Source organism: Halomicrobium sp. HArcht3-1 (assembly GCF_058933345.1).
In genome coordinates, this window is the sequence record NZ_JBZYDM010000006.1 from 226,742 (window position 1) to 249,403 (window position 22,662).

20 protein-coding genes are annotated in these 22,662 nt (G+C 63.6%); 12 read left to right on the forward strand and 8 right to left on the reverse strand.

The features are described from left to right. The first annotated feature begins 39 nt into the window (after positions 1-39). Positions 40-849: a diadenylate cyclase DacZ gene (dacZ, locus tag AC5FRW_RS12380; protein ID WP_493568769.1), complete on the forward strand. Its 810-nt coding sequence runs from the start codon at positions 40-42 to the stop codon at positions 847-849. Next, the gene (locus tag AC5FRW_RS12385) at positions 849-1,637 is read left to right on the forward strand and encodes a mechanosensitive ion channel domain-containing protein (protein ID WP_493568770.1); all 789 of its coding nucleotides are present in this window, start codon (positions 849-851) and stop codon (positions 1,635-1,637) included. The genes dacZ and AC5FRW_RS12385 overlap by 1 nt, the downstream gene beginning before the upstream one ends. Here AC5FRW_RS12385 and AC5FRW_RS12390 read toward each other — a convergent pair. The 3 genes from AC5FRW_RS12390 to AC5FRW_RS12400 are packed head-to-tail and all read right to left on the reverse strand — an operon-like array spanning position 1,621 to position 5,155. Next, positions 1,621-3,168 carry a class I adenylate-forming enzyme family protein gene (locus tag AC5FRW_RS12390; RefSeq protein ID WP_493568771.1) on the reverse strand — a complete coding sequence of 516 codons (1,548 nt, stop codon included), beginning with the start codon at positions 3,166-3,168 and terminating at the stop codon, positions 1,621-1,623. The genes AC5FRW_RS12385 and AC5FRW_RS12390 overlap by 17 nt on opposite strands. Further along, a complete protein-coding gene (gene menC / locus AC5FRW_RS12395) occupies positions 3,165-4,205 on the reverse strand; it encodes an o-succinylbenzoate synthase (protein ID WP_493568772.1) in 1,041 nt (346 codons plus the stop codon). Before menC ends, AC5FRW_RS12390 begins: the two co-directional genes overlap by 4 nt. Then, the gene (locus AC5FRW_RS12400; protein WP_493568773.1) at positions 4,202-5,155 is read right to left on the reverse strand and encodes a 1,4-dihydroxy-2-naphthoate polyprenyltransferase; all 954 of its coding nucleotides are present in this window, start codon (positions 5,153-5,155) and stop codon (positions 4,202-4,204) included. The genes menC and AC5FRW_RS12400 overlap by 4 nt, the downstream gene beginning before the upstream one ends. 193 nt (positions 5,156-5,348) lie before the next feature. On the opposite strand from AC5FRW_RS12400, the gene AC5FRW_RS12405 reads away from it, so the two are divergent. After that, positions 5,349-5,789 (forward strand): DoxX family protein, encoded by a 441-nt coding sequence (locus tag AC5FRW_RS12405; RefSeq protein ID WP_493568774.1) that lies wholly within the window; start codon positions 5,349-5,351, stop codon positions 5,787-5,789. A 33-nt stretch (positions 5,790-5,822) separates the two neighbouring features. Here AC5FRW_RS12405 and AC5FRW_RS12410 read toward each other — a convergent pair whose 3' ends face one another. The 3 genes from AC5FRW_RS12410 to AC5FRW_RS12420 all read right to left on the reverse strand — a co-directional run bounded on the left by AC5FRW_RS12410 (position 5,823) and on the right by AC5FRW_RS12420 (position 8,946). Next, positions 5,823-6,725: a 1,4-dihydroxy-2-naphthoyl-CoA synthase gene (locus AC5FRW_RS12410; protein WP_493568775.1), complete on the reverse strand. Its 903-nt coding sequence runs from the start codon at positions 6,723-6,725 to the stop codon at positions 5,823-5,825. Positions 6,726-6,926: 201 nt separating this feature from the next. Next, positions 6,927-7,301 (reverse strand): DUF7718 family protein, encoded by a 375-nt coding sequence (locus tag AC5FRW_RS12415; protein ID WP_493568776.1) that lies wholly within the window; start codon positions 7,299-7,301, stop codon positions 6,927-6,929. Between the two features lie 400 nt (positions 7,302-7,701). After that, positions 7,702-8,946 carry a mandelate racemase/muconate lactonizing enzyme family protein gene (locus AC5FRW_RS12420; RefSeq protein ID WP_493568777.1) on the reverse strand — a complete coding sequence of 415 codons (1,245 nt, stop codon included), beginning with the start codon at positions 8,944-8,946 and terminating at the stop codon, positions 7,702-7,704. A 189-nt stretch (positions 8,947-9,135) separates the two neighbouring features. Between AC5FRW_RS12420 and AC5FRW_RS12425 the strand changes: the two genes are divergently transcribed. The 6 genes from AC5FRW_RS12425 to AC5FRW_RS12450 all read left to right on the forward strand — a co-directional run bounded on the left by AC5FRW_RS12425 (position 9,136) and on the right by AC5FRW_RS12450 (position 16,484). Beyond that, positions 9,136-10,605, forward strand: a complete 1,470-nt coding sequence (locus AC5FRW_RS12425; RefSeq protein ID WP_493568778.1) for a methyl-accepting chemotaxis protein — start codon at positions 9,136-9,138, stop codon at positions 10,603-10,605. A gap of 75 nt (positions 10,606-10,680) precedes the next feature. Continuing rightward, on the forward strand, positions 10,681-11,646 hold the full coding sequence (locus tag AC5FRW_RS12430; protein WP_493568779.1) for a sugar phosphate isomerase/epimerase family protein: 966 nt from the start codon (positions 10,681-10,683) through the stop codon (positions 11,644-11,646). A gap of 78 nt (positions 11,647-11,724) precedes the next feature. Beyond that, positions 11,725-12,447 carry a TIGR00266 family protein gene (locus AC5FRW_RS12435; protein ID WP_493568780.1) on the forward strand — a complete coding sequence of 241 codons (723 nt, stop codon included), beginning with the start codon at positions 11,725-11,727 and terminating at the stop codon, positions 12,445-12,447. Between the two features lie 84 nt (positions 12,448-12,531). Further along, complete coding sequence (locus tag AC5FRW_RS12440; RefSeq protein WP_493568781.1) at positions 12,532-13,647, forward strand: Gfo/Idh/MocA family protein; 1,116 nt, start codon at positions 12,532-12,534, stop codon at positions 13,645-13,647. Beyond that, positions 13,644-14,753, forward strand: coding sequence for a M24 family metallopeptidase (locus AC5FRW_RS12445; RefSeq protein WP_493568782.1), 1,110 nt, complete (start codon positions 13,644-13,646; stop codon positions 14,751-14,753). The genes AC5FRW_RS12440 and AC5FRW_RS12445 overlap by 4 nt, the downstream gene beginning before the upstream one ends. A gap of 72 nt (positions 14,754-14,825) precedes the next feature. Beyond that, positions 14,826-16,484 (forward strand): alpha-glucosidase, encoded by a 1,659-nt coding sequence (locus AC5FRW_RS12450; protein ID WP_493568783.1) that lies wholly within the window; start codon positions 14,826-14,828, stop codon positions 16,482-16,484. Here AC5FRW_RS12450 and gfcR read toward each other — a convergent pair. Both gfcR and AC5FRW_RS12460 read right to left on the reverse strand, forming a co-directional pair. Beyond that, positions 16,481-17,113: a transcriptional regulator GfcR gene (gene gfcR, locus AC5FRW_RS12455; protein WP_493568784.1), complete on the reverse strand. Its 633-nt coding sequence runs from the start codon at positions 17,111-17,113 to the stop codon at positions 16,481-16,483. The two genes, AC5FRW_RS12450 and gfcR, sit on opposite strands and share 4 nt — an antisense overlap. 430 nt (positions 17,114-17,543) lie before the next feature. Beyond that, positions 17,544-18,344 carry a DUF8054 domain-containing protein gene (locus AC5FRW_RS12460; protein WP_493568785.1) on the reverse strand — a complete coding sequence of 267 codons (801 nt, stop codon included), beginning with the start codon at positions 18,342-18,344 and terminating at the stop codon, positions 17,544-17,546. Positions 18,345-18,632: 288 nt separating this feature from the next. Here AC5FRW_RS12460 and AC5FRW_RS12465 point away from each other — a divergent pair, with 288 nt between their 5' ends. From AC5FRW_RS12465 to AC5FRW_RS12475, 3 genes are all read left to right on the forward strand, one after another. Continuing rightward, complete coding sequence (locus AC5FRW_RS12465) at positions 18,633-19,712, forward strand: TrmB family transcriptional regulator (RefSeq protein WP_493568786.1); 1,080 nt, start codon at positions 18,633-18,635, stop codon at positions 19,710-19,712. Between the two features lie 326 nt (positions 19,713-20,038). Continuing rightward, complete coding sequence (locus AC5FRW_RS12470) at positions 20,039-21,592, forward strand: substrate-binding domain-containing protein (RefSeq protein ID WP_493568787.1); 1,554 nt, start codon at positions 20,039-20,041, stop codon at positions 21,590-21,592. A gap of 77 nt (positions 21,593-21,669) precedes the next feature. Beyond that, a complete protein-coding gene (locus tag AC5FRW_RS12475) occupies positions 21,670-22,662 on the forward strand; it encodes a carbohydrate ABC transporter permease (RefSeq protein ID WP_493568788.1) in 993 nt (330 codons plus the stop codon).

Genomic DNA, 22,662 nt, shown 5'->3' on the forward strand with positions numbered 1-22,662 from the left:
CAGCAAACCTTTTTGAGGGGCCGCGCTGAACCTCGGATGATGAGCGCGTTGCGTGAGTTCTTCGACGACATCGTTGCCGACACCGACGCGGTGTTTCTGTTCGCGCCGAGTGCGTCACTGTACCAGTCGTTCGCGGACGAGGACGTCGACGTGGTCGTCGTCGCGTCCGAGAACACGGTGGACGCGCCGGATTTCGTCGAGCTACCGCTCGAATTTACCGATCTGGCTGGCCGTGTCCGTTTCGGAGTCGAGGGTGCACTCGAACAGGAGTTCGTCGACGAGGACGCCACCGTCGTCTGTGTCGCGGACGTGTTCGACGACGCTTCGGACTCGCTCCTTCGGATTCAGGTCGGCGAGTTCTCGGCCTCCGGGGTGTACGACCTGTTCGTCAATTCGCGGGCGGAGCCGGCAGTGATCCGCGACGTGCTGGAAGTCGCGGTCGAACTCGGCAAAAAGGGCCAGAAAGGCAAGCCGGTCGGCGCGCTGTTCGTCGTCGGCGACGCGGGCAAGGTGATGAACAAGTCCCGTCCGCTCTCGTACAATCCCTTCGAGAAGTCACACGTCCATGTGGGCGATCCGATCGTGAACGTGATGCTCAAGGAGTTCTCTCGGCTCGACGGGGCGTTCGTGATCTCGGACGCCGGCAAGATCGTCTCGGCCTATCGCTACCTCGAACCCTCTGCAGAGGGCGTCGACATTCCGAAGGGACTGGGCGCGCGCCACATGGCGGCGGGGGCGGTCACGCGTGATACGAACGCCATCGCCATCGTCCTCTCGGAGAGTGACGGGCTAGTTCGGGCGTTCAAAGGCGGTGAAATCATTCTCGAAGTCGATCCGGAGGAGTACTGATGCAGTTCAACTGGCCGGATTTGATCCGCAAACTGTTCTCTCAGGAGGCGGCCTTCGCAGTGGCGGTCGGCATCCTCGTCACTGGCGTGTTGCTCTCCTATCTCGTCTGGCGATACACGTACTACTTCCTCCGTGATGCCGGTGTTCAGGAAGCCGTCGAGGGGACGCCGTTCGAGCGGACGACACAGCGCTTTGGTACGTCGACGATCGGCCTGATCGCGACACTCGCCGCCATCTTCGTGTACATCGGTGCGATCTTGCTCGCGCTGAACGTCTCGCAGTTGTTTCGGGACATCTCGTTTTGGTCGCGGTTCGTCACGTTCCTGCCGAATCTCTTTGTCGCCGTCTTCGCGCTGATCGTCGGGCTGATCGCCGGGGACAAGGCGAAGCTCTCGGTCAGCGAGAAGCTTCGCAGCGTCAAGTTGCCACAGGCCGAACTGCTGCCGACGCTCGTGAAGTACAGTATCGTCTTCCTCGCCGCACTGGTCGCGCTCGGGCAACTGGGTGTCGCGACGGCCGCACTCCTGATCCTGCTCGCGGCCTACGCCTTCGGACTCGTCTTCCTCTGTGGGCTTGCGTTCAAGAATCTCCTTTCGGCCGGCGCGGCCGGACTGTATCTCGTCTTGACCCAGCCATACAGTATCGGCGACGAGATACGGATCGACGACCAGCAGGGGATCGTTCAGGAAGTCGACATCTTCGTCACCCACATCGAGAGCGACGGCGAGGAGTACATCGTTCCGAACGACACGGTGTTCGGGGCCGGCGTCGTCAAGATTCGGAGTTAGCGAGCATCTCGCGCACCTGCGCTCTCTCGACGGTCCCCGACGCCGTCCGTGGGAGCGCCTCGACCAGTTCGATCGTTTTGGGGACGGCGAAGTCCGCGAGTCGCTCACTCGCCGCCGTTCGGACGGTCTCGGGCGTGCAGCCGTCGGTCGCTGGGACGACGGCCGCAGCCACGCGCTCGCCCCACTCAGGGTCCGGGATGCCGACGACTGCGGCAGCCGCGACCTCGTCCTGTGCTTCGAGAGCCTGCACGACCATCGCCGGCTGGACGTTCTCGCCGCCGGTGACGATTCGGTCGTCGACGCGACCGGCGACGACGTATCGCCCCTCTGGGTCCCGATAGCCCACGTCGCCGGTGTGAAAGCCGCGGTCGTCGATGGCCGCGGCAGTCTGGGCGTCGTCGAGGTAGCCCGGCGTCACGGTCGGCCCGGCGATGACGAGTTCGCCCGTCGTTCCCGGCTCACAGTCGCTCCCGTCGTCGAGGACGGCCACGCTCGTCCCGCGGAGTGGCCGACCGACCGTCGCCGGATCGGCGAACGCCTCCTCGGGTGTCGCGGTCGTGATCTGTGAGGCTGTCTCGGTCGTGCCGTAGGTCGGATACACCGGAACGCCGGCCGCTCGACAGCGTTCGATCAGTTCAGGGCGTGCCGGCGCGCCCCCGAGCAGGACGAACCGAAGCGTGTCCGAGGGCGTCCACCCCGCGTCGAGCAGTCGCGTGAGCTGTGTCGGCACGAGCGAGACGCCGGTCACGCCGTACTCGTCGAGCACCGTCGCGGTCGCGCCCGCGTCGAACTCCGACTGCAGGACGGTCGTCGTCCCGTACAGCGTCGACCGGACGAGCGGTGCGAGTCCGCCCATGTGGCACATCGGGAGGCAGACGAGCCAGCGGTCGCCGGATTCGACGCCGAGTCGAAAGGCAGAGCCGACGGCGCTGGCAAGCAGATTCCCACGCGTCAGCCGGACGCCTTTCGGGTCGCCGGTCGTCCCCGAGGTAAAGAGGACGAGCCGCTCGGTCTCCCGGTCGGCAGTGTCGCCCACGGCGTCGTCCGCGACTGCGCTCGCGTCCGGGTCGAAGGCCGTGACGCCAGCGCCGTCTGCACCGTCGACCGACAGGATCACCGCGTCAGTCGGCGCGACCGCGCGAGCGAAGGCGACAGTCGCACCGGTACACAGCACCGCGTCGAGGTCGGCCGCGGACGCCTGCCGTTCGACGGTCGCCTCGTCCGCCCGGAGATTCAGCGGGACGGCGGTCCAGTTGTGCCGTATGACGGCGACGTACGCCGTCGCGAACCGGAGACCGGTCGGAAGCGCGAGACCGATCCGTTCTGACTCTGTGGTCACCGCCGACGCGAGCGCTGCGCTCCAGTCGTCGACCCGCCGGTCGACCTGTGCGTAGGTCATCGAACGACTACTGTCCGTATCGACGAGGGCCGTCGCTTCCGGCGTCGACTCGGCACGCTCCCGGAGTACGTCGGCCGATTCCGCTGGCAGCGGATCGTCGACCGGCCACGCCGCGGGCGACGGGAGTGTCACGGCGACACCTCCTCGGGGTCGAGACCGAGTCCCGGGCCGTCGGGGACCGCCATGCGGCCGTCGCTGACCGGTGCCGGGTCGTCGGCCAGATCGTCGGCCAGATAGCTCGCCGTGGCGAGTCCACAGGGGCGAACGGCCGGGATCGCCGCTGCGACGTGGACGGCCGCAGTCCGGGCGACGACGCCGTCGACGGTCGTCGTGATCACCGGCTCGATGCCCGCGTCTCGCGCTCGCATCGCCAGCGTGTGGGCGTTGCCCGGGCCGCCGACGACCATCGGCTTGAGGACGAGCACGTCGGCAACCCCAGAGCGAAGGACTTCGGCAGCGCCGTGGGCACGCAGCGCCTCGTCGAGTGCGATTTCGACGCCTCGATTGCGAAGGTCCGCATGTCCGTCGAGGTCGTCGGCCGGCAGCGGCTGTTCGACGTACTCGACATCGCGGTCGGCGAGTCCGTCGACGGCCTCGGCCGCCGTCTCACGGTCCCACGCGCCGTTGGCGTCGACTCGAAGCGTCACGTCGGTGCCGACGGCCGCCCGGACCGCGGCGACGCGGTCGAGATCGGTCGACAGGTCGCGGGCACCGACTTTCAGTTTCAGGCAGCCAAAGCCGTCGTCGACGGCCGCTCGGGCGGCTTCGACCGTCTCGTCGACGCCGCCGTCGCCGATCGTTCCGTTGACCGGCACCGACCCGGTCTCGGTGTCCCCGTCGAACCACTCGGCCAGTGGAATGGCGTCGGCGCGGGCGTCGGCGTCGAGCAACGCCGTCGCGAAGCCGTGGCGGGCGGCCGGCACAGCGTCGGCGTCCAGTTCCAGCAGTGCGGCGCTGTGGCCGTCGTCTTCGTACGTGTCGAGTGCCCGTTCGATCGCACGCTCACAGTCGTCGAGTGATTCGGTCCATCCAGCGAGGGGCGTCGCTTCGCCGATGCCCGTCTCGCCACGGTGGTCGAACCGGACGACGAACCCTTCCCGGCGTTCGATCGACCCGTCAGCGGTCGACAGCGGCGTCGCGAGCGGGAGTGAGAACCGTCGACAGCTCATAGTCCTGTGATGGCAAGTCCGGCCGCGAACAGGAGCGAGTGGACGAACAGCGTCTGGCCGACCCGTTCGAGCGCGGGGTTCAGTGCGTCGCCGTCGGTCCGTTCGAGGACGGTTTCGGTGACCGACGCTGCGAGCGGCAGCGTGAGCAGCGGGGCAAGCGCGGCGAGACCGAAGCCCCCGTCGAGGGCGAACAGGATCGGCACGACGTAGGCCATTCCGACCATCGCGAGAAACTCCACTCGGCTGAAGCCATAGCCCAGCATGACAGCGAGCGTTCGCTTGCCGGTCTCGGCGTCGGTCTCGCGATCACGAACGTTGTTCACGACGAGGATGGCCGTCGAGAGACCGGCGGCCGGGAGACTCGCGACCGCTGCCGTCACCAGATCGACGCCGCTCGGAATCCACATCGGAAAGAGCGCGACGCCGCTCTCGGCGACCGCCTGCACGTAGTACGTCCCGGTGACGGCGACGACGCCGAAGTAGACGAACACGAACAGATCGCCCAGTCCGCGATAGCCGTAGGGGTAGGGACCGCCGGTGTAGAGGATGCCCGCGGCGATGCTCGTCAGGCCGACGACGAGGATCGGCACTCCGCCGACCGCGACGAGGTAGCTCCCGAGCAGGACCGCAAGCCCGTAGGTCCCGAGCATCGCGTACTTGACCTGCGCCGGCGGGATGAGACCGCCAGCGGTCACTCTGGTGAACCCCTCGCGATCCTCGGTGTCCGTCCCGTTGACGGCGTCGTAGTAGTCGTTCGCGAAGTTCGTCCCGATCTGGATGAGCAACGCGCCCACCAGCGCGGCCACCCACGGCAACGGTGCGAAGACACCGTCGTGCAGCGCCAGTCCGCCACCCACGATGACCGGGGCCGACCCTGCTGGCAACGTCTGTGGCCGGGCAGCCATCACCCAGGCTCGCCGTTTCGAAACGTCCGCTGTCGCCGTACTCATTGGCGTATTCTCGGGCTGGGAGACCCAAAGCGACTGTGGTTCTCGCCACCGCTGTGCCGGCACGCGTGTCCCCGCGTGGCATCGCTGTCACCTGGTAACTGTCGTGTCGCCAAATCGATATAAAGGCGTCCCGCCAAGGTAGTAACGTAATGAAAGCAGCTAACCAGACGAAACGTACTGTCACGGTGAACGCATGATTCCACTCCAGACAGACCTGTTCGCGGCGACCGGCAGCGCCGAGGTGTTCCTGCTCGCTCGCCTCCTGTTTGGCGGCGTGCTCGCGTTCATGGGCCTGAACCACTTCATGAACACCGAGGACATGGTCGGCTACGCGCAGTTCAAGGGCGCCCCGGCCCCGAAACTCTCGGTGCTTGCCTCCGGCGGCCTGCTCGTTTTCGCCGGGCTCGGCATCGCCGCCGGTGCGTTCCCGGTGCTGTCCGGGTTCGCGCTCGCTCTCTTCCTGCTGGCGTCGGCTGTCCTGTTCCACGACTTCTGGTCGGTCGACGACCCCGAGGAACAGCAAAACGAGATGACGAGTTTCCTCAAGAATCTGTTCGGCGCGGGCGGTGCGCTGGCCTTCGCCGCACTCGCCGGTGCGACGTGGCCCTACAGCGTCGGTCTCGCACTGTTCTGAGCGCTCCCGTCTGCTCGCGAACTCTGACCCGAGCTAATAGTGCCAGGGGTAGTCGTCGAAGTCGGGGTCGCGCCCTTCGTTGAACGCGTCTCGCCCCTCTTGGGCCTCGTCGGTCATGTACGCCAGTCGCGTCGCTTCGCCGGCGAACACCTGCTGGCCCACCATTCCGTCGTCGGTCGCGTTGAAGCCGAACTTCAGCATCCGCATCGCGGTGGGTGACTTACCGTTCATGCGCTCGGCCCAGTCGAGGGCCGTCGCTTCCAGTTCCTCGTGGGGCACGGCCTCGTTGACCATCCCCATATCGGCCGCCTCGGCGGCATCGTAGGTCTTCCCGAGAAAGAAGATTTCGCGTGCTTTCTTCTGGCCGACCTGCTTGGCGAGATAGGCAGAGCCGAAGCCGCCGTCGAAGCTTCCCACGTCGGGGTCGGTCTGGAGGAACTTCGCGTGCTCGGCGCTGGCGATGGTCATGTCACAGACGACGTGCAGCGAGTGGCCGCCGCCGACGGCCCACCCCGGTACGACGGCGACGACGGGCTTGGGGATGTGTCTGATCTGGCGCTGGACTTCGAGGATGTGGAGGCGGCCGACGTTGTCGGGAGCGTCGTCTGCGCCGATGTCGGCATCTGCATCGTATTCGTAACCCGACTCCCCTCGGATCGACTGATCGCCGCCGGAACAGAACGCCCAGCCGCCGTCTTTCGGCGACGGGCCGTTACCGGTCAGCAACACGCACCCAACGTCGGTCAGGCGCTTGGCGTGATCCAGCGCCGTCGACAGTTCGTCGACCGTCTCCGGGCGGAAGGCGTTGCGGACCTCGGGGCGGTCGAAGCCGATGCGGACTGCACCCGTCTCCGTCGCCCGGTGGTAGGTGATGTCCGAGAAGTCAAAACGGTCGATAGCCTCCCACGCGTCGGGGTCGAACAGCTCCGAAACCATGGCGGTGAGTCGGGGTGGTGCGCGCAAAAAGGTGCCGAGGTCGGTGTCTCCGTTCGAAGAGGTGTCTTTGCTCTCGTGGCACCGAGAAGAGAGGACGTTTGAAACGGAGCTACTCGTCTTCGATCGACTCGTCGAGTGCCTCCCGAACGCGGTCGAAGTGGTCACTGATACGGTCGGGCATCGCATCGAGTTCTTCGTCGCTCACAGGTTGCTCCCGTTCCTGATGTCGTGCCATTGCTCGAACCTCTTGATGTATCGTTGCACGTTCTCACGTAAGTCGTCTTCGGCGTAGTCGAATCCCTCGTCGGCTGGAATCGGGCCAGAGATGCCCTTCACGTCCACTTTCTCTCCGTTGCGATAGATGTCCACGTGCAGTCCTTCCTCGGTGATGTCGTGGCCGCCGTCTGCATAACGGTCGTGATCGTACCGAACGACCGGCGTCCACTTTCCTTCATACCAGTATTCGAGTTGTACCATGAATCGGATCACTTCTCCCCGTTCCGTGGTGAAACCAGAGCGGATCTGTACACGATCGGCGATCCGGTCCGGCGGCGGTGTCACTTCATAGTGTGGCATTCAACGTTCTGCCGTGCCCTCGTGATCCCTGAAGTATTCTCGGAGGATCGCTTCGGATGGTGCTGGCAGCGGTACCAGCACTCGAAAATTCTCTCTTCAGACGGTCAGCATCACCGACTCTCCGCTGAAGTGGTGGGTCCTCGAGCTTTTTCAAACAGTATATATCAGAGACTTGTTGCCTCGACGGAATTCTGGCTTCGTCGAAAATCGACAGACTCGCTACGCCTCGTCAAACAATACAAATCGGGAGATTTGCTGGCTCGACGATTCGTTTCACTCCGTTACGCTTCGTCGAACGAGTCGAATCGGAGATTCGCCGGTTCGATCCGGCTTATTCAGCCAGATCGAACACCGATAGACTCGCTACCCTCGTCTATCGAGCACGACGAAGCTCGCTTTGCTACGCTTCGTCGAAGAGGGTCTCGCCGTCGACCATGTGCTCGGCGACGGCGTCCTCGTCCAGCGTCAGGCCGAGACCCGGCGCTTCGGGAATTTCGATGTAGCCGTTCTCGATGACGTCCTCTTCGACCAGGTCCTCCCACCAACCCAGTTCGTAGCTGTGGTACTCGACGGCCAGCGCGTTCGGGATGGCGGTGCCCACGTGGGCGCTCGCCATCGTCGCGATCGGTGAGGAGACGTTGTGCATCGCGACGGGGATGTAGTACTGGTTCGCCACGTCTGCGATCTTGCGGGTCTCGCGCATGCCACCGACCTTCGGGAGGTCGGGCGCGATGATGTCGACGGCCTGATTCTCGATCAGGCGGCGTTCCTCGGTGACGCGATAGCGGTTCTCACCGACGGTGATCGGCGTCATCGTGGACTTCGTGACCTCTTCCTGCACTTCGAGGTTCTCCGGCGGAACGGGGTCTTCGAGCCACCACACGTCGTACTCTTCGAGGGCGTTGGCGAGGCGTTTGCCGGAGCCACCGGAGAAGGTCCAGTGACAGTCGAAGGCAACGTCGGCCTCGTCTTTGACTTCCTCGGTGACCTTCTCGACGATCTCGGCCTTGTGGCGAATCTCGCCCGGGCGGAGGTGTCGGTTCGCGCGGTCTTTCTCGTGACCGCTGGGCACGTCGAGGTCGAACTTCAGGGCGTCGTAGCCGAGTTCGTCGACGACGCGGCGGGCCTCGGCCGCACAGGCGTCGGGGTCGGCCTCTTCTTCGGTGTGGCAGTCACAGTAGACGCGAACCTCGTCGCGGTACTTGCCACCGAGAAGCTGATAGGCCGGCACTTCGAGAATCTTGCCGGCCAGATCGTGCAGTGCGATCTCGATGCCGGCGATGGCGGTGACGGTGATGCCTTCGACGGAGCCTTCGCCGGACATCTTCTGGATGAGGTGCTCGTAGAGGCGGTCGATGTCGAGTGGGTTTTCCCCGATGACGAACGGCTTCATTCGCTCGATGAGTTCGGGGACGCCTGCTCCCCAGTAGGCTTCACCGGTGCCGACGATGCCGGCGTCGGTGTAGATGCGCACGAGGGTCCACGGGAAGTTTCCGTCGACCATCGTGGTCTGAACGTCCGTTATCTCTACGTCGCGGCCGCCGCCGCGCTTTGCCGTCGTACCCATCGTCTCCGACGAGAGGTCCCGCATCGTATACTCCGCGTTGGGATCGTGCAGGTCTGCGTAATTAATGTCGTTTCCCATGCTTGCTGATTCCGACCGGCAGGTAAAAAGATATTCCATGTTGCGCCACTCGAAACGCTTGCCGGCGCGGTGGGTGGATTATCAGACGCTGAAATCGGACCCATCAGCACTTTATACTCCGTGGTGTATTGCCGCTAAGATTATGAACCGACCAGTAAAGATAGTGAATCCCTCTCAAAGCCAATGACCATGGAAGACACTATCAAACGAAGTGGTTCCGTCGCTGTCGGTGGGCAACTCTGTCACGGCATCTATCAGATGTCGCTTCCAGCAGTCGTGACCGGTGGTGCGTACTTGCCGCTCGCAGCGCTCGGTCTCCTCGTCGCTGTGGCCGGTGGCGTCTACTCGGTCGTCGACCTCCGCCGGCAGGTCGACTCACTCATCGAGGAACGTGATGCGCTCCGATCGGAGAACGAATCGGTCCACTCGCGGCGCGCGACCCTCGAAGGCGAACTTCAGGAGATCCGTGCCGATCTGGAACAGGCCAGAGCCTCGTTACCGGATCCGTCTTCCGACCCGACCGTGACGCCGGACGGGGGTGTCGCCGCGGGTGATGGGTCGACGTTCGAAGAACTCGACGAGCACATCGCCAGAAGCTGTAAAGTCATCGACGCGGCCACCGAGGGAAATCTCGGTCAGCGAATGGACACTGACACGCCCTCGGAGGCCCTGAACGAACTCGGCCGCGAGTACAACGAGATGTCCGCGGCGTTCGAACAGACGGTCGAGACCGGCGGGGCCTTTTCGGCTGACGTTGCAAGCTCGAGTGAGCAGGTCACGTCGGCGACCCAGGCCGTCAAGGAAGCCAGTGCCAACGTCGCCGAGTCGGTCCAGGAGATCGCGGACGTGTTCCACGACCAGCACCAGCAGATCTCCCAGATCAGCGACGAGATGGGTGAGATGTCCGCGACCATCGAGGAGATCGCTGCGTCGACCAACGAGGTCTCCGAGATGGCGGACAAGACCGAGAAACAGACCGTCGAAGGCATCGAGTCGGGGCGAAAAGCCCGTGATGCGATGGTCGACACCTCCGATCAGACCGAAGACGTGGTCGACTCCATCGAGGAACTCAACGCCCAGATGGACGAGGTCGGCCAGATCGTCGACCTGATCGACAACATCGCGGAACAGACGAACATCCTCGCGCTCAACGCCTCGATCGAGGCAGCCCACGCTTCTTCGGGGGCGAACAACAACGGCTTCGGCGTCGTCGCCGACGAGGTCAAATCACTGGCAGAGCAGACCAAAGACGCGACCAACCAGATCGAGAACCTCATCGGCGAAATACAGGACCAGACCGAGCAGGCATCCGACGAGATCAGGGAGATGCAAGGCTCGGTCGAGACCGGTCGCGAGACCGTCGAGGACAGCCTCGAATCGCTGGAATCGATCATGGAACACGTCCAGCGAACCTCCAGTGGCGTCAAGGAAATTAGCAACGCCGCAGACGACCAGGCCGCCAGTTCCGAGGAGGTCGCCTCGATCGCCGATCAGGCAGCCGAGATCTCCCGAGAGAACGTCGAGGAGGCCGAACACGTCGCCGGCATCGCCGAAGAGCAGAACCTCGCACTCGGCGAAATGTACGTCAACGTCAAGATGCTCACCATGCGCTCGAAACAGCTCTCGACGCTGTTCGACCGCTACTCCGTCGCGGAGTAAGCCCCATCGTGATGCCGTCAGGCGCACCGTGACGCTCCCCTGTCTTTATAACAACGACCGTTGTAAAACTCGGCCATGGACGTAGGTGTACTAACCGTTCCCCTCGGTGGTCAGTCCCTCGAAGATGCCCTCTCGTACCTCGATACCATCGGTGTCGACGCCGTCGAACTCGGCTGTGGTGGCTTTCCCGGCGACGACCACCTCTCACGCGAGCAGTATCTCGACGACGAGGACGCACAGGCTCAACTGCACGATCTGCTCGACGAACACGACATGCAGGTCAGCGCGCTCGCGACGCACAACAATCCCCTCCACCCGGACGAGGAGCGCGCCGGGCAAGCGGACACGGAACTGCGCGAAGCCATCGAACTGGCTGACCAACTTGGCGTCGACGCCGTCACCTGCTTCTCGGGACTCCCCGCCGGGAGCGAGGCCGGCGAGGTACCCAACTGGATCACCGCACCGTGGCCCAACGAACACGCTGAGGCCCACGAGTACCAGTGGAACGTGGCCGTCGACTACTGGTCTGACCTCGCAGCACACGCCAAAGCCCACGACGTGCACGTCGCCATCGAGATGCACCCCAACATGCTCGTCTACGAGCCACAGGGGATGCTCGACCTCCGCGAGATGACCAACGAGTACATCGGTGCGAACTTCGACCCCTCACATCTGTACTGGCAGGGTATCTCGATCACCGACGCGATTCGCCTGCTGGGCGAGCACGACGCGATTCATCACTTCCACGCCAAGGACACGAAGGTCTACGAGGAGCAGGCCCGCACGAAGGGGGTCCTCGACACCACGCCGTACACGGACGAAATCGACCGCTCGTGGCTGTTCCGCTCGATCGGCTACGGCCACGGCGAGGATCACTGGCGCGACGTTGTCTCGACGCTGCGGATGGTCGGCTACGACGGCGCGCTCTCGATCGAACACGAGGACTCCCTGACCTCCGCCAACGAAGGTCTCGAAAAGGGCGTCGACCTGCTCAAACAGGTCGTCTTCGAGACCCAGCCCGGCGACGCTCACTGGGTGTAGTCCACTCGCCTGCACAGAAGTATCTCCGTACTGTCTTTTCCCGTAGGTTTATACCATAGCACCGAGCCACTTGCCAATATGGAGTACGAGCTGACACACAAGCCCTCCTACACGCACGTCGTCGTCGACCTCGACGACGGTGAGACGATTCAGGCCGAACCGGGCGCCATGACGAGTCACTCTTCGAACGTGTCGATGGATACGACGACGAGCAACGACGGACTGCTCGACTCCGCCAAGTCGATGCTCGGTGGCGAGTCCTTCTTTTCGAACGAGTTCACCGCGACGGGTGGGTCCGGTCGCGTCACGCTCGCACCGCCGACACCGGGCGACGTGATGCACTACGACCTCTCGAACGAGACGATCTACGCCGTCGACGGCGCGTGGCTAGCGTCTGACCCCGCGGTCAATATCGAAACGGAATTCGGCGGTCTCAAGTCGATGCTGGCGGGGGCCAGCATCACGCCGCTCACGCTCGACGGGACCGGGGACGTGTTCCTCGAAGCGTTCGGGGGGCTGGAGTCGATCGAACTCGACGCCGGCGAGACGTATCACATCGACAACGAGAACGTCGTCGCCTGGGAGGGGTCGGTCGACTTCGACGCCAACCGACCCGGCGGCATGAAATCGACGCTGCTCGGCGGGGAAGGACTGGTCTTCGAGTTCTCCGGGCCGGGCACTGTCTGGTATCAAACGCGCGGTCTCAACGCCTTCGCGACGGCCGTCGCCGAACTGGTCCCCGGTGGCGACAGTGGTGGTGGGTCCGGCGGCGAGAGTCCCGGTATCGACGACTTCCTGTAGTGACTTTCGGCTGTTGCCCCGAGGCGAAGGACTATACTACCACCGTTGTGAACCGTCAGGCGTGACTCTTGAGGTGATCTCAACATGACGCTCGATATCGGTATTCTCGGGTACGGGTTCATGGGCAAGGCTCACTCCAACGCGCTGGACCGCCTGCCCATGTTCTTCGACGACGCACCGGACACCAACCGCGACGTGATCGTGGGACGGGACGAGAAGGCACTCGCAGACGCGGCCGAGCGGCTCGGCTTCGACCGGACCGCCACGGACTGGCGCGACGTGGTCGACGAGGTGGACGTGTTCTACAATCTCGGCCCGAACCACGTCCACGCCGAGCCATCTATCGCCGCGCTCGAAGCAGGGACGCCCGTGTTCTGTGAGAAACCGCTTGCACCGACGCTTGCCGTGGCCGAGGACATGGCCGACGCCGCGGCCGATGCCGGCGTCGTCCACGGCACGGCGTTCAATTACCGCTTCGTCCCGGCGCTGCGGAAGGCCCGAAACCTGATCGAAGCGGGCGAATTCGGCGAGATCCATCACTTCCGTGGGCGCTATCTACAGGACTGGCTCGTCGACCCCGAGGCACCGTGGAGCTGGCGCAACGACGAGGAGATGGCCGGCAGCGGCGCGCTGGGCGATCTGGGTGCCCACACGGTCGATCTCGCGCACTTCCTGCTCGGTGACACAGCGGGTGACATCGAACGACTGAGCGGGCATCTCAAGACGTTCGTCGACGAGCGCCCCGTCGACGGCAGTGCGGGCGAAACACGAGCAGTGACGGTCGACGACGCCTACAGCGCCCAGGTCGAGTTCGAGAACGGCGCGATGGGGACGCTCGAAGCGTCTCGCTTTGCCAACGGCTGTAAGAACGACCACACGATCGAGATCGAGGGTTCCGAGGGAAGCCTGCGATTCAACCTCGAACGCCTGAACGAACTCGAACTCAAGCGCGCGGGGAACCGTGGCTTCGAAACGGTGCTGGTCACCGATCCAGACGATCCCTACATCGACCACTGGTGGCCGCCGGGCCACGTCATCGGCTGGGAACACACGTTCGTCCACGAGAACTACGAGTTCCTCAGCGCGATCCGGGACGGCACCGACTTCGAGCCGAGTTTCGCGGACGGGCTGGAAGCACAGCGGGTGCTCGATGCCGTCGAGCGCAGTGACGAGCGCGGCGAGTGGGTGAGCGTCGCATGACGGCCTCGAACGTGGCCGTCGATCCCGAGCCGCTGCTGGCCCGTCTCGACGACTATCTCGAACGCGAGGGGCTGGAAGCGGTCTGGTTCGCTCGACCGAACTCCTTCGCGTGGCTCACCGGCGGCGGGAACAACATCGTCGACCGCGCGACCGACATCGGCGTCGGCGCGGTCGGCTACGACGGCGACGAGCGGACGGTCGTCACGAACAACATCGAGGGCCAGCGCCTGATCGACGAGGAGGTCGGCGACGTGGCGGTCGAGACCGTCCAGTGGTACGAGGACGGCGTTGCCGACGCGATCCTCGAACACACGCCGACGCCTGCCGCCGCGGACTTCGACGTGTCCGGACTCGATCGGGTCGACGCACGGGATCTCCGCCAGCCACTCACCGACGACCAGATCGAGCAGTACCGCTCGCTCGCGGCGGACGCGACCGCGGCTTTCGAATCGGTCCTGCAGAACGCCGACCAGAGTGATACCGAACGCGAGGTCGCGGCCCGCATCCACAGTGCGCTCGAAGACGAGGGCATCTGGTCGCCGGTCGTCCTCGTGGGCGGGGGCGAGCGCGCACCCGTGTACCGCCACTACACCGCAAAGGAGACGGAACTGGGCGACTACGCCCTCGCGAGCATCACGTCGATGCGCGACGGTCTGTTCCTGAGTACGTCTCGAACCATCGCGTTCGACGCACCCGACTGGCTCGAATCGCGAACCGAAGACGCTGCGCGCGTCGAGACCTCGGCCGTCGCCGCGACCCAGCGAGTCGGCAACGCGGGTGGGACCGCCGGTGACGTGTTCGCTGCGATTCAGGACGCCTACGCCGATCTGGGCTGGGACGGCGAGTGGCAGCATCACCATCAGGGCGGGGCCGCCGGATTCGCCGGCCGTGAATGGATCGCCACGCCGACCCACGACGCGCCGGTCTACCTGCCGATGGCCTACTCGTGGAATCCGACGGTACAGGGAGCAAAGAGCGAGGACACGCAGTTGATCACCGAGGACGGCGTCGAGACGCTGTCTGTCACTGGCGACTGGCCGACGATGACCGTGTCGTCGGTCGAAGACGATCTGACGCTAGAACGTCACGACGTGTTACATCTGTAGCGCCAAGAATAATTTACAACTGCTGTTGTACTCCTTGCAAAAGACTAAGTAAACTCTCGCTAGTGCTGTGGTATGATACGGGACCGTACGTGGTGGCAAGAGGCAGTCGTCTACCAGATCTATCCGCGCAGTTTCTACGACTCGGACGGCGACGGAATCGGCGATCTGCAAGGCATCATCGAGAAACTGGATTACGTCGCCGATCTGGGCGTCGACGTGATCTGGCTCAATCCTGTCTACGAATCGCCCCAGCGGGACAACGGCTACGACATCAGCGACTACCGGGCCATCGACGACACCTTCGGCGACATGGCGACGTGGCGACGCCTGCTCGACGAGGTCCACGACCGCGATATGAAACTCGTGATGGACCTCGTGGTGAACCACACGTCCGTCGACCACGAGTGGTTCCAGCGCTCGCGCGAGGGTGACCCCGAGTTCGAGGACTTCTACCACTGGCGCGAGGGCGAGGATGGTGAGCCACCGAACAACTGGGACTCCTTCTTCGGTGGGTCGGCCTGGGCGGACGACGAGGTGCGTGACGCCCAGTACCTCCATCTCTACGACACGAGCCAGCCGGATCTGAACTGGGCGAACGAGGACGTTCGCGATGCCGTCTACGAGGTCGTCGACTGGTGGTTCCAGCAAGGTATCGACGGCTTCCGCATGGACGTGATCAATCTGCTGTCGAAGACCGAGGGACTGCCCGACGGCGATCCGACCGCTGCGTGGACCGGCTCGGAGCACTTCATCGATGGACCGGAACTGCTCGACTATCTCGTCGAACTCGAACGGGAAGTCCTCTCGAACTACGACGCGATGACCGTCGGCGAGATGCCACAGTTGACCGTCGAGGACGCGACGACCTACACCGGTCTGGACGGGCCGCTCGACATGGCGTTTCACTTCCAGCACACCAAACTCGACTACGGGCCAGCGGGGCGCTGGTCCGTCGGCGACTGGGATCTGACCGAACTCAAAGAGATCACGGCACGCTGGCAGACCGGTCTCGCCGACGAGGGCTGGAACGCACTCTACTGGGAGAACCACGACCAGCCACGCGTCGTCTCCCGCTACGGCGACACCGACGAGTATCGACGGGAGTCGGCGACGCTACTGGGGACGTTCATCATGACGCTCCGGGGCACGCCGTTCGTCTATCAGGGACAGGAACTGGGGATGACGAACGCGCCGTTCGAGTCGCTCGACGACCTTCGTGACGTCGACGCGATCAACCACGCCCACGAACTGATGGACGAGCGCGACTGTGGCTACGCGGAGATTCGACCGATCGTCGAGTATCGAACGCGGGACAACGCCCGGACACCGATGCAGTGGACCGATGGCGAGCACGCGGGATTCACGGACGGCGAGCCGTGGATCGACGTGAATCCCAACGCGAGCGAGATCAACGTCGCCCAGCAAACGGACGACCCCGAGTCCGTGCTCTCGTACTACCGGGACCTGATCGAGCTACGAACGGCGACACCGGCGCTGATCGACGGCGACTTCGAGGATCTGCTGCCAGCACACGAGCAGGTCTATGTCTACGAGCGACGCCTTGACGACGAACGGATCGTCGTCGTCCTGAACGCCTCCGGCGAGACGCCGACGGTCGAGTTACCGGTCGAAGCCGCGACCGAGTGTCTCCTGTCGAACTACGACGATCCGGGGACCACCCTTTCGGAAACGACGCTTCGACCGTACGAAGCCGCCGTCTACCGCATCTAGTTCTCGGTTCCGACGCGGATGACCTGCAGCAGCGAGTAGACCGGGACGCCCTTCACGTCACTCAGGCCCTGTTTGTCGGCCAGCACGACACAGGCGACGGGATTGCCGCCCTGATCGCGGATCGCTTCGATGGTCTCGGTCATCGTCGTTCCCGACGTGATCGTGTCGTCGACGATGTAGCAGTCTCGGCCGCGGATCTGCGCGAAGTTCCGGGAGAACGAGCCATCGAGCGACTGTTCGGTGTCGTCGTCCCACTGGTGCTTGCTCGGTGCGTACGTACCGAGGTCCGCATCGAGGTTGGTCGCGACCGTCGTCGCCAGCGGCGCGCCGGCCTTCTCGATCCCGATGACGAGGTCGATCTCCTCGCCCTGCTTCAGGAGGAGGTCGGCCATCGCGGAACCGACCGCCGAGAGACGACTGCTGTCGCGACCGATCGCGCTCCAGTCGACGTGGATGTCGAACGGCCCCCCGGTCGGCTCCGTCGTCGGCTCGCTTGCCCCTCCGCTCTGCTCGACGAGCCAGCTCGCCGTTTCGCGAGAGACGTTGAGTTCGTCGGCGATCTCACCCTTCGAGAGTCCGTGTTCGGCGAGATCGGCAGCACTTTCGATCAGATCGTCGATGTTCTTCATTGTCGTACTGACCCTTCCGACCGGGAGGGATTAATACCCAGTGGGATTTCGACGCGTCCACGGGCGACCGTTCGTCACTCACAATGGCCGAGCACGAGCTTGTTTCGTGTCAAATTCTATGAAATATACGAATCGGTAGATTTTTACTACAACTGATGTAAAAATCGTGTGGCTGGGTCGGACACCGTCGTTTGTCCCCCCGAACGACGGCGGCAGACGCTATTCACCCCCCACAACACCTCTGCCATATCCCCCCACTTCACACCCGGCCACCTTGTACCGGCCTGCCGGACGGCACCGACGAAACTGCTCGTCGTTCCACATACCGTCCGGCCGGCTGCTATAGTAACAATTGACACGATTCACACACCGATCGCACTGTCCTCGTGCGATCGGGTGTGCATTGACTTTCAATGGCTACTATAGTCTCTCACTCTGTGTCCGGTGCCGACGGTAATCGCAGGAACTCCTGCTCACAGGTCGGACAGACTAGCGTCTCGCGCGGTGTCTCGCGTGGGTTCGTGTGGCCCCCACAGCAAGTGACCTCCGTCGCCCGTTCGAACGCCGTTTCACACACCGGACAGACAGTGAGGAACTCACGGAGCGGTCGCGCCATCGCCAGTCGCTGCTCTGGGTCCTCGATAGCTTCTGAAAGCGCCTCGACGGCACCCACCTCCGCGACGGCGACGTGTCGAGGAATGAGCGCCGTCTGCCCGTCGACAGCGAGCCACGACTGTCCCCCTGTCTCGATCGGCCGTGCCTCGGGAGCGCCCGCGTGTGAATCGATTTCGTCCGCCAGTCCCGAGAGAGAGCGCGCCGCCAGTCGGTCCATCTCCTCGTGCCAGTGGCGCTCGAATTCACGCGCCAGTAACACCTGCTGGCCCTCGACCTCGACGATACCGGCGTCGACGAGAGCCGCGATCAACTGTTCGCCGTCCACGTCGGCGGGCGAGAGTGCGCCGGCCTCGTTCGTCTCGTGAAACCACTCGTCGGGAATCGGCGAGGCGGCGACCAGTTTCGGGGCGAACCGTGGCGTGTAGGGAACGAGATAGCCACGGAGCCAGATCACACCGAGACCGACGATCAGGACCGGGACCGCGACGACCGCCGGCCCCAGCAGTACGATGACGTTGACCAGCGCCCAGAGGAGGGCGACGTTGACGATCGTACACGGCACGCAGCGGCGCTCTCCCGTATGGGACGGATTACGGAGCGTGCCGAGGACGTTCATACCACGGCTTCGTTCCCGGGTGGCTTGAGGGTTGGCGAACCCGACTGGCTCGCCGTCACCAATGTTTTTAACAACTCCTGTTGTAAGGCATGGTATGGCGTGCCAGTGGCAGACGATCACCCGAGACACCGGTTCGAGCGCTGGCCGGCCGGAACCCAGCGACGGTGCTCGGTCGAACTCTCGCTCGATCCTCGTTCGATCCGGCTGTACAGTCACGTCCGCCCCGGGGACAGATAATGTACAGAACAACGGGCATATAACCTATCCTGTGGAAGCGACACACAAACGATGAACGACGATGATCTGATCGAGGTTCTCGAGGACGCAGGTCTGTCGCCGTATCAGGCGGAGGCCTACGTGACGTTGCTGGAACTCGGGAACGCCTCGGCGACCGACATCGCCGACGCCTGTGAGGTTCCCGACCCTCGGATCTACGATGTCCTGCGGGACCTCGAATCCAAGGGCTACATCGAGACGTACCAGCAGGACAGTCTCACGGCCCGGGCACACGACCCGGAAACGGTGCTCGACGACCTCCGATCCCGGTCGAGCGAGTACCTGACCGCCGCCGAGGAGATCGAAGACCGGTGGAACCAGCCCGCAGTCACCGAACACGAAGTGAGCATCGTCAAGCGCTTCGACACGGTGATGAATCGCGCTCGTGAGATCATCGAGAACGCCGAGAAACAGATTCAGATCGGCATCAACGTCGAGCAGTTCCGGGCGCTGGAAGACGCCCTCGCGGACGCCCTCGACCGCGGCGTCAACATCAAACTTAGCCTCTGTACCTCGCCCGACGACGAGGCACTTCCGACCGAAGACGAACTCGCGCGTGTGTGTACGGAAGCCCGCCACAGGGACATCCCTTCCCCGTTCCTCGTGCTCGTCGACCGGCGCTGGACCTGTTTTGCACCCCACAGCCAGTCACTCAACGAGTACGGTGTGCTCGTCAGCGACCGGACCCACACGTACGTGTTCCACTGGTTTTTCCTCACCTGCCTCTGGGAGATCTGGGACACGGTCTACACGCTCCGAACGCCGACGACGCCGACGACCTACGTCGACCTTCGCCACTGCGTCCGTGACGTGGACCCGCTGCTCGAAGAGGGTGCGACGATCAGGGCGACCGTCGAGGGGTACGAAACCGATTCGAACGAGACGGTGTCCCTCGACGGCCGGATCGCCCGTGTGAACTACTCGGGCGAGACGGTCGGACGCGACCAGCAACTCCCGCTCTCACAGCTGGCCGGCCGCGTCAGCATCACGCTGGAAACCGACGACGGTCCCGTCGAAGTCGGTGGCTGGGGGGCCGTCATCGAGGAGGTCGAAGCCTCCGAGATCACGATCGAAGACGTCCGGTACGACTGACGGCTCGTCGCTTGACTGTCTCCTTTTCGTACAGCGACACCGAATAAGCCGACGGTAGGCCCTGTCAGACAGCCAGTAAGCACTACCTTCTAGCCGTTATCACCCGCCGTTAACGATTTCAGAAAACAAGAAATCTGTTTCGCGTTTACTATCCCGGTTCCACACCTCCGCTCGTCCATTTATATATGTCCGTGCAGATGTGAATTTATTCTAACAATATGTGTGTTCATCCATCCGAAAATACATCGTTTCTAACGACGTTTACAACAGGTGTGGTTAACTATCGGCAACGTTTAAGTATGACCGCCGCAACTCAACGAAAGACGATGTCAGATAACGGCTCACACGACGACGGACAGCGAAGCAGTGTCTCACGACGGCGGTTCGTTGCAGCGAGCGGGGCAACGGGCGTGGCGGCGACACTCGCAGGATGTGCCGACCTCGTCGGCGGGGGCGACGGTGACACGGGCGGGGACGGTGATACCGGAACGTCGACTGGTGATGGCGGGAGCGGTGCAGCGACGACGGTCAATTTCGGGTTCGACCCGACGGCAGCCCAGGACTTCAGCGACGATATCACGACGGCACTCCACGAACTCGGTGGCCTCTCGGACGATATCGAGGTCAACTTCATCGGTGGCGACGAGGAGACGGGTGCACGACGTGACAACTACACTCGACTGCTGAGTTCCGGTGAGACCAGTCCCGACATGCTGATGATGGACAACGGCTGGGTGAACGTCTTCATTCAGGCCGGCCTCATCGAGAACCTCAGCGAACTGCTCCCGAGCGAGCTGGTGTCGACGGTCGACGAAGAGTTCTTCGAGGGCTTCACCGCGACGGCCCGTGACCCCGGCAGCGGTGACCTCTTCGGCGTGCCGATCTACCCGGACTTCCCGACGATGCAGTACCGCAAGGACCTCGTCGAGGAGGCCGGCTACGACCCAGAAGGAAACAACTGGGCGACCGAGCCGATGACGTGGGAAGAGTGGTCCCACATCACCGCCGACACGCTCGACAACTCCGGCGTCGAACACGGCTTTACCACGCAGTGGGACGTCTACGTCGGGACGGCTTGCTGTGACTTCAACGAAGTCATGTCCTCGTGGGGCGGCGCGTACTTCGGCGGCCGCGAGAACCTCTTCGGACCGGTCGGCGAGCGCCCGGTCACCGTCGACAAGGAACCGGTCGTCCAGTCGCTGAACATGATGCGCCGGTTCGTCCACGGCGAGGAGTTCGAGACGAACTACAAGGGCGTCAACATCAACGACATGGCCGGATCGATCGCACCGACGCAGATCCTCGGCTGGACTGAGGAAACCTCCCGTGCGCCCTTCGCCGAGGGCAACGCGGTCATGCACCGTAACTGGCCGTACTCACTCGCACTCACTGGGCGCAACCCGGACGAGACCGACGACCCGGCGCTGGGCGAGAACCTCGGTGCGATGCCGATTCCATACGCCGTGCCCGAATCCGACGCCGAGGAACCCGGCACTGGCGGGACGACCGCCGCACTCGGTGGCTGGCACACGACGGTCAACCCCAACAGCCAGAAGAAAGACGCCTGTGCGCAGGTCATCGAGGCCATGATGAATTCGGACTTCCAGCTCGAACTGTTCTCGATCATGGGCTGGGTGCCGCCGCGGCCGTCCCTGTTCGACTCCGACGAAGCGCAGAACATCGAAGTGATCGGGCGCTACCTCGATACGCTGCGTGTCGCCGGTCAGAACACGATGGCCCGCCCCGTGACCTCGGTCTGGACCGATCAGGTCAGCGTCATCGCAGAGCAGGCCAACCGCGCCGTCGACCAGGCGACCAGCTCTGCAGACGCGATGGCGACGCTGCAGTCCAGTCTCGAAGACATCGAACAGAGCGGCTAACAGGCACAACAGCTATACAGTAGCCATTTATAACAACAAACCATGACATTTGATACCAGACGACGGGGGGTCACTCCGTGAGCACTGACACCGCCGGTGCTGGCGAACGCGAGTCTCGGCGGTCGGGCGTCACCGTTCGGGTGATGCGCTGGATGGAGAACCTGAGCGATACGCAGTACGCCTACTTGCTGTTGGTCCCTGTGTTCGTGTTGCTCGGTGCCATCGCACTGTACCCCCTGTTGCGGACGTTCGAGCTATCCCTGTTCGAGACTCGACTCGGACAGGGACAGGGGACGTTCGTCGCCCTGGACAACTACATCGGGCTAATCACTGGCGCGAAAGACCCGATTTTGCCCGGCTCGACCACGTTTTTACCCGATAGCCTGACCTTCGGGGCGATGATCCAGAGCGCGCTGGTCGTGACCCTCATCTTCGCGGTCGTGAGCGTCTTCTTCGAGACGCTCATCGGTCTGGGTCAGGCGCTGATCCTCGATCAGGACTTCTACGGCCGCCGGTGGATTCGGGCAGCGATCATCATCCCGTGGGCGGTGCCGATCGTCATTCAGGGGATGATGTTCTTCCTGATGTTCAACTCCAATATCGGCTTCCTCACGGAGCCACTCGCCAATCTGGGCATCCTCGCTCCGACGAACACGCTGAACGACTCGGCGAGTTCGCTGTTTATCGTCATCGTCGCCGACATCTGGAAGACGTCGGCGTTCATGGCGCTGTTGATCCTTGCAGGCTTACAGAGCATCGACCGCGGTCTCTACGACGTGGCGAAGGTGGCTGGTGCCTCGAAGTTCCAGCAGTTCCGCTACATCACGTTCCCACTGATCTTACCGACGATCGGTATCGCGGTCCTGTTCCGCAGCGTGCAGGCGATGCGGGTCTACGGGATCATCGACTTCGTGTCGGGCTGTGAAACCGTGCCGTCGCTCTCCTGTATGGTCGTCGCGACGTTCCTGCGCAGACAGGGAACCTCGGCGGCTATCGCCTTCACGACGGCGGCGATCATCGGCGCTGTCGTGATGGGCATCATCTACTGGCAAGGGGAGGACGCGATCTGA